The organism is Streptomyces abyssomicinicus (assembly GCF_008974245.1).
In the GTDB taxonomy this organism is placed as follows: Bacteria; Actinomycetota; Actinomycetes; order Streptomycetales; family Streptomycetaceae; genus Streptomyces; species Streptomyces abyssomicinicus.
The window spans coordinates 86,714-99,623 of record NZ_BBZI01000008.1 but is presented as its reverse complement, the minus strand read 5'-3'; the positions used below and the strand labels follow the sequence as shown (position 1 = coordinate 99,623).

General features: G+C 73.1%; 7 protein-coding genes. All 7 read left to right on the top strand.

The features are described 5' to 3' along the window. The first annotated feature begins 72 nt into the window (after nucleotides 1–72). The 7 genes from GBN72_RS17410 to GBN72_RS17380 all read left to right on the top strand — a co-directional run bounded on the left by GBN72_RS17410 (nucleotide 73) and on the right by GBN72_RS17380 (nucleotide 12,905). On the top strand, nucleotides 73–1,080 hold the full coding sequence (locus GBN72_RS17410) for a helix-turn-helix domain-containing protein (RefSeq protein WP_151772769.1): 1,008 nt from the start codon (nucleotides 73–75) through the stop codon (nucleotides 1,078–1,080). 320 nt (nucleotides 1,081–1,400) lie between these two features. Next, nucleotides 1,401–5,267, top strand: a complete 3,867-nt coding sequence (locus GBN72_RS17405) for a S8 family serine peptidase (protein ID WP_151772768.1) — start codon at nucleotides 1,401–1,403, stop codon at nucleotides 5,265–5,267. Nucleotides 5,268–5,509: 242 nt separating this feature from the next. After that, nucleotides 5,510–6,997 (top strand): DUF4246 domain-containing protein, encoded by a 1,488-nt coding sequence (locus GBN72_RS17400; RefSeq protein WP_151772767.1) that lies wholly within the window; start codon nucleotides 5,510–5,512, stop codon nucleotides 6,995–6,997. A gap of 62 nt (nucleotides 6,998–7,059) precedes the next feature. Beyond that, nucleotides 7,060–7,650, top strand: a complete 591-nt coding sequence (locus GBN72_RS17395) for a suppressor of fused domain protein (RefSeq protein ID WP_246212613.1) — start codon at nucleotides 7,060–7,062, stop codon at nucleotides 7,648–7,650. Nucleotides 7,651–7,677: 27 nt separating this feature from the next. Beyond that, complete coding sequence (locus GBN72_RS17390) at nucleotides 7,678–7,869, top strand: DUF6011 domain-containing protein (protein WP_151772766.1); 192 nt, start codon at nucleotides 7,678–7,680, stop codon at nucleotides 7,867–7,869. A gap of 169 nt (nucleotides 7,870–8,038) precedes the next feature. Then, complete coding sequence (locus GBN72_RS17385) at nucleotides 8,039–12,154, top strand: hypothetical protein (RefSeq protein ID WP_151772765.1); 4,116 nt, start codon at nucleotides 8,039–8,041, stop codon at nucleotides 12,152–12,154. Nucleotides 12,155–12,563: 409 nt separating this feature from the next. Beyond that, the gene (locus GBN72_RS17380; RefSeq protein ID WP_151772764.1) at nucleotides 12,564–12,905 is read left to right on the top strand and encodes a chorismate mutase; all 342 of its coding nucleotides are present in this window, start codon (nucleotides 12,564–12,566) and stop codon (nucleotides 12,903–12,905) included. The last annotated feature ends 5 nt before the right edge of the window (nucleotides 12,906–12,910 follow it).

The following is a 12,910-nucleotide window of genomic DNA, read 5'->3' as shown; positions in this document are numbered from 1 at the left end:
CGGGACGCCGACGGCATTCCGTGGCAGCCGCCCTGGGAGCAGCTCGCACGGCCGGCGAGGAAAGGACACTGCATGCTGCAGGCTCTGGGCCTGAGCGCGGACGAGTCGCGTCTGTACCACCTGCTGGTGGGGTCCGGCCGGAGCCGGATCGACCGGGTGGGGCAGTCGCTCGGGATGACCGGGGGAGCGCTCGACGAGATCCTGACGGGGCTCGCGGACAAGGGCCTGGTCACCGTCACCGACGACCTGCCCCCGCAGCTGATACCCGCCCCGCCGGACATCGCGGGCGAGACACTGCTGTTGTCGCGGATGCAGGAACTGCAGTCGGCCAAGGCCGTCCTGCGGCAGCTCACGAAGGCCTACCGCAAGGCGTCCGGTGCCGAGTCCCTGGAGGACATCGCCGAGGTCGTGCCGGAGGGGACGCTCGCACAGCGGTACGAGCAGATGCAGCGTCGCGCGTGCCAGGAGGTGCTGCGTTTCGACACCGCGCCATATCTCGTGGACGAGGACCTCAACACGGCGGAGCTCGCACAGCTGACCTCAGGCGTTCACTACCGTGCCGTGTACGACCGCGCCGCGATGGAGAGCGCGGGCGCGCAGGGGGAGATGCGCCAGTACGCGGAGGCCGGTGAGCAGGCCCGTGTCCTCGGCAGGCTCCCCGTCAAACTGCTCATCGTCGACCGCTCGATCGCCCTCGTGGCGCTGCGGACGGACGGCGCGGGACCACCGGGGGCCGTGGTCCAGATCCATGAAGGAGCCCTGCTCGACGCGCTGACCGCGCTCTTCGAACTCGTCTGGGCGTCGGCACTCCCCCTGGGCAACGGCACCCCCGCCATGCACGGCAAGGGCGAACTCTCGCCCACCGAGATCCAGTTGCTGCTCCTGCTGCTGTCCGGGCTGACGGACGACGCGATCGCCCGGCAGCTGAACATCGGCAAGCGGACCGTCAACCGGCGCATCCGAGACCTCATGGACCTGGCCGGTGCCTCCAGCCGCATGCAACTGGGCTGGCAGGCCTCCGAACGCGGCTGGGTCACCACCGCCGACGTGCACACGCTGCAGGCGGGCGGCCCCGGGTAGGCGGAGCCTCGCCGCCGCCCACCCCGGGCCGTTCACGGAGCCGTTCACCGACCCGTTCACCGACCCGTTCACCGATCCGTTCACCGATCCGTTCACGGAGTCGTCCGGGGAGTCCTTCCGCCGCCGTCGGCGGCCGCCGAGCCCTCTGTACGGCGACGATGCGCCAGTTGGCGTGCATACGCCACCGGGACTCTGGATGGCACCCTGCCCGACCGGCTACGTTCCGGTCGGCGAGGCGTCGGCCGGACGTTCGGTAGGGACCCTCTCGGCATCACCGGCCTGACGCGCGCCTTGTTCCCGAGCCCGCGAAAGGACGCCTGATGCAGATACCCCGACCCGGACGGCGGCGAAGAACCCTCGCCTCCGGAATCGCGGTGGCGGCCGCTCTGTCACTCACGAGCCAGCTCCCCACCGCGGCGGCTGCCGCTCCGCCGTCGGCCCAGAACCTGGACAGCGGACCGTCGGCACAGAAGCAGGCGGCGACGACGGCCGTGGTGACCCTGGTAACCGGCGACACGGTCTCGCTGACCACCGGGCAGGACGGCCGGCAGGCGGTCGCCGTCGTCTCCGGGGCGGGGACGTCCAAGACGTTCGAGACCGTCAGCGGACGCAACGGCGACCTGTACGTCTACCCGGACGACACCACGGCCGCCATCGCCTCGGGCACGGTGGACAGCGAGCTGTTCAACGTCAGCCGGATGGTGCGCGACGGGTACGGCGACGCCAGGACCGGCGAGATACCCGCCATCGTCGACTTCCAGGGCACCCCGTCGGCCACCGCGCTGAAGCAGCGGGCCGAGGAGCTGCCGGGCAGCCGGAGCAAGCGGGTCATGCCCAGGCTGGGGCTCTCCTCCGTCCACGTCGACAAGGACGAGGCCGAGGGCTTCTGGCGCGCCGTCAAGCCGGCGGCGAGCCGGGGACGCGGCGGGGACGACGCCGTGGTGCCGGGCAGCGCGGGGGTGACCAAGCTCTGGTACGACGGCATCGCGAAGGTCTCCCTGGACGAGAGCGTCCCGCAGATCGGCGCCCCGCAGGCGTGGGCGGCGGGCTACGACGGCGAGGGGGTCAAGGTCGCCGTCCTGGACTCCGGCGCGGACCTCGGCAACGCCGACATCGCGTCCGAGATCACCGCGAGCCAGAGCTTCATCACCGGCCAGTCGGTGCAGGACGGCCACGGCCACGGCACCCACGTCGCCGCCACCGTCGCGGGCAGCGGCGCCAACTCGGGCGGTACGCACAAGGGCGTCGCTCCCGGCGCGGAGCTGCTGGTCGGCAAGGTCCTCGCCGACAGCGGGCAGGGCCCGGCCTCCAGCATCATCGCCGGCATGGAGTGGGCCGTCGCCCAGGGCGCCGACATCGTCAGCATGAGCCTCGGTGGCGCCGACGCCCCCGGTGAGGACCCGCTGACCATGGCGGTCGACTCACTCAGCGCCTCCTCGGACACCCTCTTCGTCATCGCCGCCGGCAACGACGGCCCCGGCGAGAGCACCCTGGGCACCCCCGGCGCCGCCGACTCGGCGCTCACCGTGGGCGCCGTCGACAAGTCCGACGTGATCGCCCCGTTCTCCAGCCGCGGCCCGCGTCTGGGTGACATGGCGGTCAAGCCGGAGATCACCGCACCGGGTGTGGGCATCGTCGCCGCCCGCGCCGCCGGCACCTCCATGGGCAAGCCGGTGGACGACCACTACACGGCGGCCAACGGCACCTCGATGGCCACCCCTCACGTGGCCGGCGCCGCAGCCATCCTCAAGCAGCGCCACCCGGACTGGACGGGGCAGCGCATCAAGGAGGTTCTGACGGCCCACGCCAAGTCCTCCGCCGCGTCGACCGTCTACGAGCAGGGCCACGGGCGGGTCGACATCCCGGCCGCGCTCGACCCGTCGCTGGAGCTCTCCGGTACCGCCGACTTCCGCGTGGTCCCCTGGCAGAAGGGCACCTACGACAAGCGGCTCCGCACCCTGACCCTGCGCAACAACGCCACGACCGACACCGTCGTGACCCTCGCCGCCTCGGCGAAGGACGCCGGCGGCGCCGAGGTTCCCGCGGGCACCCTGGCACTGTCGGGGAGCGGGGTGTCCGAGGGCCGGGTCACCGTCCCGGCCGGCGGCACCGCCGAGGTCACCGTCACCCTCGACCCCAACGGTCTGAAGACCGGGGGCTACAGCGGCTCCGTCACCGCGACCGCCGCGAGCGGTGAGTCGGTGCACGCCACGCTCGGCCTCGTCCGAGCCGTCGAGCAGCACGACGTCACGGTGAACCTCACCGACCGCTTCGGCAACGCCCCGAAGGCGGCCAGGTTCACCCTGCACGGACTGGACAACACCGTCTGGGAGACCCGGACGCTCAGCGGCACCGGCACGGTGACCCTGTCGGTGCCGCTCGGCCACTACTCGATCGAGGGCTCGGTCCACACGGCGGCTCCCACCGGTGGCGCGGTCTCCTACGCGTCGGACCTGTTCGCCCTGCCGAACGTCGACGTCGCCGACCGCGACCAGACCTTCACCGTCGACGGCTCCAGGGCCACCGACGCCCGGGTGAAGATCACGGGTGAGAAGCGGCCGCTGGAGACCGGCCAGGTGGCACTGCAGATCGTCCGCGACGACGGGACGATCAACAGTCACTCCAACATGGTCAACGTCACCGGGTCCGCCAACAGGGCCGACACCAGGTTCGGCGCCATCCCCAGCGAGGAGGCCACCACGGGCGCCCTGCGCCTGGAGACCTTCCTGACGCGGCGCGAGCCGCTGGCACAGCTCGAGGTCACCGGCCCCGAGCGCCGCCACATCCCGTTGAAGACCTCGGTCAACGCCAAGCGCTTCGAGGGCACCGAGCGCACCGGGCTGGTCGACCTCGGTGCGGGCACCGAGCAGGACTTCGCCGGTGCCGACGTCAAGGGCAGGACCGTCCTGGTGTCCGTGGCCGACGTCAGGGAGGCCGGCGACCAGGCCGACAGGGCCGCGGCCGGGGGAGCCGTCGCGCTGATCGTGGCACCCGCGGACCCCGGCCCCAGTGGCAGCGGCGTCCCCGCGGGCCGGACCGTTCCGGTCGTCCACGCCACCTACGACGACGCCGCCACACTCAAGTCGCTGCTGGCCAACGGCAAGGTCCGGATCGCCCTGAAGGGCGTCCTGGAGTCGCGTTACCAGTACGCCCCTCACTTCACCGACGAGAAGCGGGTCCCCGCCGACCTCGCCAAGAGCGTCGGCGTGGAGGCCTTCGCGAAGATCAGGAACACCTACCGTTCCGACGGCGCCCGGCGCCTCGGCGCCGAGCAGCAGCTGGTCTGGGGTCCCGAGCAGTGGACCGCGCTCAGCGACGGCCAGCCCCTCTACCAGGGCACCACCCGCGACGACTACGTCATGGCGGGCAACGGGGTCTCCTACGCACCGAGCGTGGGAGCCAGCTTCACCGGATTCACCTGGTCGATGTCCGATGTGCGCACCACGTACGAGACACCGGGCAAGACCTACACCCGCAGTTGGTTCGCCGGTCCGGTGCGCCCGTCCCCGTACGAGTACGCGCCGTGCACCTTCTGCCGCACCGACGTCTGGCAGAAGCTTCCCGCTGCCGGCATCGGCGGTGACGACGAGCCCACCCACCGCCTGTCGGGCATGACCGGAACCTGGAGCTTCTACCGCGACGGGCAGCCGATCACCGGCTTCGACCAGCTGGTGCCGGAGAAGGCGGACTACCGGTACGTGCTCGACCAGAAGCTCGCCACCGACGTCCCGGGGGTCGAGCTGGGCAAGCAGGTCCGCACCGAGTGGAACTTCAGCCAGGCCGCACCGACCACCGTCGCCGTCGAGGGCTGCGACACGGCGTACATTCCCACGCCCAAGGTCTGCGAGCCCATGCCCGTGGTCCTGCTCGACTACGACCTGCCGCTGGACGAGCTCAACCAGGCACGGGCCGGACGGCCGTTCACCTTCACCGTCGACGGCACCAGGGCCAAGGGCTGGACCGGGTCCACGGCGATGGCCGGCGCCAAGGTGTCGGTGTCGTACGACGACGGAGCCACCTGGAAGTCCGTCACGACGTCGCGCAAGGACGGCAACACCTTCCAGGCCTCGCTGCGCCACCCCGATGTCGCCGACACCAACGGGTACGTGACGCTCAGGGCCGAGGTCCGGGACACCGCGGGCAGCCGCACCGTCCAGACCATCACCCGGGCGTACGCCCTCAAGTAGCACGGCCGGCGCGCCCCGGCGCGCTCGTCGGCCAACAGGCAGGGGCCTCCCGCCGGATGCGACATCCGGCGGGAGGCCCCTGCTCCCGTCGGGCCCGCGACGGGCAGCACCGGACGTGCGCCGGCCGGATCTCCGGCGTAGCGTCAACAGCGGTTCGGGCAGGCCCAGTTCGGCCCGCACAGTCTGTCGGCGCCCCCCAGTAGTGTTCGGGCCGTCGCATCAACTGTGAGGACCGAGCGAAATTGACCGAGCTGTCTGCTTTCCCCCTGCCCTTCTCCGCCCATCACCACTACGGGGACCCCCGCACCCTGCGGGAGCTCCAGATGATGGAGTGCAGCGCCCACATCCGGGAGAAGTCCGAGTGGTTCGTCAAGATGAACGACGCCGACGTGGTCGCCAGATGGACGCGGGAGGCGGTCGAACAGGGCCTGACCGAGGCGCAGATACGGTACGTCCTCGCCGAGCTCGCCCGTTACGCCGAGCTGCGGGACGCACCGACCGGCATCCAGGTGTCCGCCGTGGACGGGGTGTGGCACTCGGACACCCTCGTCGAGGACGCGCTCAGGGCCAGGCTGCGTGAGGCCGTGCGGGTCCTGGAAGAGGTCCCCGAGGCGGAGAAGGACTGGCACCCGGGCTCCGACGGCCAGGTGCTCGACCTGGTGCACCCGTCGCTCTTCTGCCTCGTGCGCGAGGTGAGCGGCGGGCCCGAGCGGGCGTGGCAGAGGGACAACAGGTGGGGCCAGAAGTACGAGTTCTCCGAGCGCTTCCAGTGGCTGCCCACGGATGTCGAGGTCGGCGACGACGGCGAGGTCGCCTTCCGCTCGTACGTCAACAACGTCCACCCGGTCGAGCACCGCGAACTCGCCGGCGTCCTGCCCGAACTGTTCGCGCGGGTACGCCCGTTGTTCGAAAACGTGCTCACCGACCTGCGCCGTCCGCAGACCCTGCGGATCGAGGCCGATCCCTACGGCTGGTACGACTCGTCGGAGCCGGCCCGGCCCGATCCCGGGGACCAGGAGGCCTTCGCCGCGTATCGGGAGGCGATGGACGTGTGGTACGACAACCGTCGCCCGGACGTCCCGGACGCGCCGGAGTACGTCCCGCCCGCGCAGCCCGACGAGACCGAGCGGGTCGACCTGCGCGGCCGGAACCTGCAGGTCATCGTCAAGCTCGCCACCATCCACCTCACCCCGGAGAAGCCCGAGTACGCGGGAGGCTCCTGGCACGTCGAGGGGATGGAGAACGAGCGGATCGTCTCGACCTGCCTGTACTACTGGGACAGCGAGAACATCACCGAGAGCCGGCTGAGCTTCCGGACGGCGCTCGAGGAGCCGGAGGAGTACCAGCAGAGCGACGACGACGGCATGAACGAGGTCTACGGCCTGGAGAACGAGAGCCCGCTGAACCAGGTGCTCGGCTCCGCGCCCACCCCGGCCGGCCGGTGCCTGGCGTTCCCCAACGTCCTCCAGCACCGCGTCGCCCCGTTCCGGCTCGAGGACCCCGCCAGGCCGGGGCACCGCAAGATCCTCGCGTTCTTCCTCGTCGACCCCTCGCAGCGCATCGTCTCGACCGCCGACGTGCCGCCGCAGCAGCCGTGGGCGGACACGTCGACCATGACGCTCGAGCAGGCCAAGGCCTACCGCGAGGAGCTGATGACGGAGCGCAAGTTCTTCGTCGACGAGCACAACCATCAGGTCTACGAGCGGGAGTTCTCGCTCTGCGAGCACTGACCCGCCGCTGAGGGAGGCCGGCGGCCGGCTGCTCCGACAGGACGCTCTGACATGATCGTCCGGTGAGCGAGCGGAAGCAGCCGGCCGACCGGGCGGCGGAGGCGGTCGAGGCACACGTGCGGGCGTTCTTCGCGGGCCATGTGGTGGAGACCGTGGCGTACGACCTCGGACCGGAGCGCAGCGAGGTGCTGCCGGACCTGCGCGTCCTCGTCGTGGGGCCCGGCCCCCGCGACGACAGCTGGGCCTACGTCACGGCGGGCTGCTGGTCCGCGGCGGAGAAGGACGGCCGAGGGCTCGAGTTCGTCATGACCGCACACGTCCGCGACCAGCGGTTCCTCGACCTCATGGCGATGCTGGCCTATTACCACCGGGGAGGGCACCGGCTCGACCTGGAGCACAGCATGCCGATCGGTGAGCCGTGGGTGCCCGGCTCGGCCTGCGACCACCTGCTGATCAGCCTGCCCTACCTGCACGGTCCGGACCTCGAACACTGCCCGCTCCCCGGCGGCGGCCACGCCCGGATCCTGTGGGCCCTGCCGGTGACCCGCGCCGAGACCGAGTACCGCAGGCGGCACGGGCACGAGGCGCTGGAGCGGCTCTTCGACGCTGCGGAGATCCTGCCCACGGACCCCTTCAGGCCCTCGGTCGTCTGACGCGGCCGGTCCGGTCACACTGGTCCCATGACGCACCGGCAGGAAGCACTCACCGACCCGCCGCCGGGCCTGCCGCGGCGGGTGTGGTGCCGCCTGTGCGGATCCGAGCTCCGGGACGCGGAGTCGCGCCGCAGGGGCTTCGGGCCGGAGTGCGATCCGGACCGGAGGTACGGGCACCGGTCCCACGACGTCGAGCAGGAGCCGCTGCCGGGCCTCTGACTCCTGCGGGTCCGGTCCGGTGCACGCGACCGCCGCGGCGCCGCCCGCGGGACCACCCCAGCACCACCTCCGTACCCGCACCACCGCATCGCCCGGACGAGGGCGATGTCGGTGACGCGGCGTAGCGTGTGATCAACGACCAGGACGACGCGACGGGGGCGGCCGGCACATGGGCACGCGGGTGGAGAAGGACGGGTACAGCGCGGAACTGACGGACGACCTGGAGGTCGTCCACCGCAACCCCCGGGGGCGGAAGCTCAAGCAGTTCCCCGCCCAGCTGGCGGGTGCCCCCGGGATCCGCGCCCTGCACGAGACGCGCACGCACCTGCGCGCCCACCGCGAGGCGTGCCACGCGCAGGCGGGGGAGTGGGCCGAGGAGGGGACCGCCGTGCCGCGCGCCCTGGCGGACCAGGACCCGCTGTGGCGGGAGGCGCTGGAAGCCGAGTCGGTGCAGCTCACCGACGAACTGGGCGAGGACGGCCTGTGGGCCCGCACCTACGCCGGATTCGGCGGCCGCACACTGACCCAGCTCGTCCCCGAACAGCTCATCCCCTTCCGCGACCGGCTGATGCGCGGGCAGGAATGGGAGCCGGACGGCTGCTTCTCCACCGGCATCCCGGACCCCTCCGACGGCGCGCTCCCCTTCCCCGAGCGGGTACTCGCCGCCCACCCCGGCCGCGAGGAACTGGCGGCGGAGAAGATCCTCCGGCTGCGGGCGTGCACGCACGGCTGGGCCTACGTCTTCAAGAAGGACATCGACGCCGTCCTCCAAGGGCTGGAGGAGACCGCTCCCGCGCTGCTGACCACACTCCTCGACGAGATGGCCGACCTGGCCCTGCGGCACGGCGACCGCCCGGCGGCCGCCGCCTGGTTCGGGCGGGCCCGCACCGCCGAGCGGACGCAGGCCCGTCAGGCCGACAAGGAATGGCTGCTGGACCGCTACCTCACCTACGCGGCGTCCGACGCCCTCTCCGCCACCACCCTGCGGGCCTGGGCGCGCGAGTCGGCCGTCAAGGGCGTGGCGACCGCGGCGGACCTCGCGCGCTTCCGTGAGGTGGCGATAGGCCGGATCCGGGCGTCGTCCGAGGTGTACCCGCAGCTCGCCCTCGACCTGCGCAGGCTCGCCAAGGCCGCCGGCCAGGAACCCGAGAGGGAACTCGCCACGCTGCTCGGCGAGATGTTCACGGCCGGCCAGGTACCGCTCGACGACGAGAAGTTCTGGGCCGACTGCCTCAAGGGCCCGGCCGTGGACCTGCTGACCGCCGACGCCCCCGGGACCGCCCGCCGGACACTGGGCCTGCGCCCCGGGCGCGCCCTCGCCGGCAGCGGCCTGTGGCTGCGCCTGCTGGAGCGCACCGGCGCGCTCGCGCTCCTCACCGGTGAGGAACCGGGGCTGGAGACGGGCGAGGCCGCCGCCTGGCTGACCAGGAACCTCACGACGAACAGGGACGGCAACGGCACCTGGCCCGTCATGTACGAGATCGCCGAACGGATCGCCCCGAAGCTGGCGGCCGACGGCGTGCCCGTGGTCGTCCGCTACCGGCGGACCGGCGACCGGGACAGCCACTACCGGACGCCCCTCGACCTGATCGACCTGATGCTGGAGCACGCGGTCCCGGTCGCCGACCCGCCGGAGCTCCTCGGCCCGTCCCAGCCGTACCAGGTCCAGCTCGGCCGCCGGCCGGAACTGGAGCACCTCCAGGCCGACCCGCGCTTCGCCCGGGAACTGCGCGCCCGGGCGCGCGCCGACCTGGAGATGACCCTCAAGGACCTGGGGACCAACAGCTGGTACCAGCCGCACGAGACCAAGGGCTGGGACCGGATCCCCCAGCTCCTCGACAACCGGACCGGCCACGAGGAGATCCGCGCCTGGTTCGACCGCGAGCGGGCGAAGCTCCCCGCCGTGACCGGCCTCCACGACCTGGCCCTGCTGCTCGGCCGGCTGGTCCACGCGGGCGCCGCACTCGACCTCGTGCCGAAGGAGGCCGCCCTGGCGGCGGAGTTCGCGGCGGTGGACGTCGTGCCGCTGCTGATGGCGGAGCTGCCCGGCACCGTCGCCCGCCCGCGGGTGGTGGAGCTGCTGGACCGCCTCCAGCCCGCCTGGGTCGCGCGGGAAGGCGTCCGCGGCCCCAACCGCGGGCCGATCCTCGAGGCGCTGCCGCACCTGGGCGACCCGTCGCAGAGCGAGGCCGCCTCCTCGCTCGTCATGGCCGTCAACTGCCGCGCCGGGCTGGAGCGGCTCGCCCACCGCTTCACACCGGTGGAAGCCGAGGAGGAACCGGCCCCCGTCAGGTCGGTGGAGGACGCGGACGCGCGCGTCGGCCGCCGGATGGTGCGGCTCGCGACGGACGACACCGCCGTCGTCTGGGACGGTGACCTCACCACGCCCACGACCACCTTCGACCGCCTCCGCCGGGACGACGGGTTCCGCCACACCCACGTCTGTGCGGCCCCGCTCGTCCTGTGCGCCGTGTCCACCCGGCAGACCGGCCGGCTGTCACCGGCCGGGGCGCTGACCGCCTACGCGGCCCACCCCTTCGTCACCGACGCCCCGGGCCGCTGGCGCTACGTGCGGTGCGAGGTACCCGAGTACCGCGGCGGCCGCGCCGTCGCGTTCGACGGAGAGGTCTTCCGCACCGCCACCTCCGTCGCCCACGTCCTGGGATCCGGCGGCCGGGACAGCTGGCGGCTCCTGTGGGAGTACGCGCCCGACGGCGTCTTCCCCGAGGACGGCCCGCTGGCGGCGGGGGGCGCGAAACTCACCGAGGCCCACCTGCTGGAGCCGGTGCGTCCCGGCGACTGGTTCACGCGCTTCGCGCAGCTGTACCGCGAGCACGGCTCCGCACCCGCCCGCCCGGAGCTCGCGACGGCCTTCGCCGAGCGGCTGGGCCTGACCGAGGCCGAGGCCACCGTGCTGCTGACCGCGCACGTCCCCTGCACGCCCGGCCGGTCGGGCCAGCGGCTCGGCCACCGCCCCCGATTCCGCTCCGCCGACCTGAAGGCCTGGAAGATCCAGGGGAAGGACGCGGAACAGGCCGTCGCCGTGCTCACCGACATGCTCGGGCCCGACCGAGCCGCCACCCTCTACGACAAGCTCCTGCCCGACGACCCGGAGCAGCTGTGGACCACCGGCCCGGACGTGGACCGGGCCGCCGCGTGGTGGATCGAGGAGCTCGGCCGCCCCCTGCCCGTGCCCACCGCGCTGCTGCCCCTGGCCGCCAAGGAGATCCTGCCGCCCAAGGGGGAGGCGGCCCTCCCCCGGCAGTTGCGCCAGGGCATCCCGGCGTACCGGCCCCACCTGAGGCTGCCCGCCCTCCTCGCCCGCGTCGCCGCCGGCGCCGGCTGCCTGGCCCCCCACCCGGCCGACGGCCCGGAGGGCGCGCCGCAGCCGTCGGCCCTGGCGCGGACCGCCGCCTGGATCGCCTACCGCACCCCGGCCGGCGACCCGCTGCGTCCCGCGGCCGGCGCGGCGATATCCCGGATGTGTGAGGCGTCGGCGGCCGTCCCCGGCCCGCTCACGCTCTTCTCCCTGCAGAGCAATTACCTGATGGGACCGCCGCCCGCCACGGACGCGCTCACCGCCCACCCGGCGGTCACGGAGGCCGACGACCCGGTGTACGACCTGCGGCACCTGCGCGTCGACCCCGCCGCGCTCAAGGGCCCCGACGATCCGCTGCTGGACGCCCTGGACGCCTACCTCGACTCCGTGCTGCCCTCCCAGTGGCTGCCCAGCCCCTCGGGGCTCCCCGCCCTCGCGGACCTGCGGCTGCTGCTGAGCGACGACTTCGCCGCGCTCGGGGAGCACCTGAGCGCCGACGCCGACCGGCCCGCGGGCTGGGAGCAGCACCCCGGGCGGTCCGTGCCGCACCTGGTCGAGGAGTGCGCCAGGGCCTACGGGCTCGGCGAGGACGCCGCCGCGCTCCACCTGATGCTGCTGGCCCTGCCCGACCCGACGGACCGCAACGTCAAGGCGTGGACCGGATGGAAGCCCGCCCGATTCAAGGAGGCGGAGGCCGAACTGGCCGCCTCGGGCCGGGTACTGCGGGCCACCCGCCCACGGGCGGGCCGCTCCCTCTTCCTGCCGGGCCCCTGGCTGGACCGCAAGCCGCCGCGGCTGCCTGTCGAGGCGTCGAAACCCGGTCTCCTGCCGCTCGCCCGGGAGCACCGTTCGACGTCCCACCTGGCCGCCGTGCCCACCGTCCCGCTGCCGACGCTGTTCACCCGGGCCTGGGAAGGCCTGGCCGCGCGACGGGGGAGGAACGGGACGCGGACGCACACCCCGTGACCGGCCGCTTCCGGTGACCGGCTGCTTCCGGTGACGGGCCGTTTCCGGTGACGGGCCGCTTCCGTGACGGGCCGCTTCCGTGACTGGCTGCTTCCGGTGACTGGCTGCTTCCGGTGACTGGCTGCTTCCGGTGACCGGCTGCCCCGGTGACCGGACGCCCCGGGCCAGGACGTCCCGGGCCAGGACGTCCCCGGGGCAGGACGTCCCGGGGCAGGACGCCCCGGGGCAGGAGGCCTCCGCCCGGGGCTGTCACACGGCGGGGCGTCCTGCCCCGGGGGCGCGCGGCACGGCGGGCCCGGCGCCCGGAGCGGGGCGGACGACGGCGGGGCCACTCCTCCGCCCCGACACCCCGCCCACACTGTGGGACCCCGCCGCCGCCCGCCCGCGCCGCCGCATACAGTGAGCGACCATGACGACCAGCAACAACGCCCCCGTCGACCCCGCCGTCCGCGAAGAGCTGAGCCGGCTGCGCGACAGCATCGACAACATCGACGCCGCCGTCGTCCACATGCTTGCCGAACGGTTCAAGTGCACCCAGCAGGTCGGCCTGCTCAAGGCCCGGCACCAGCTGCCGCCCGCGGACCCCTCCCGCGAGGCCGAGCAGATCGCGCGGCTGCGGCGGCTCGCCGAGAACGCCAAGCTCGACCCCGCCTTCGCGGAGAAGCTGCTCAACTTCATCATCGCCGAGGTCATCCGGCACCACGAACGCATCGCGGAACACACGGACGACACCACCGGCGACCGGCGCTGACCCCC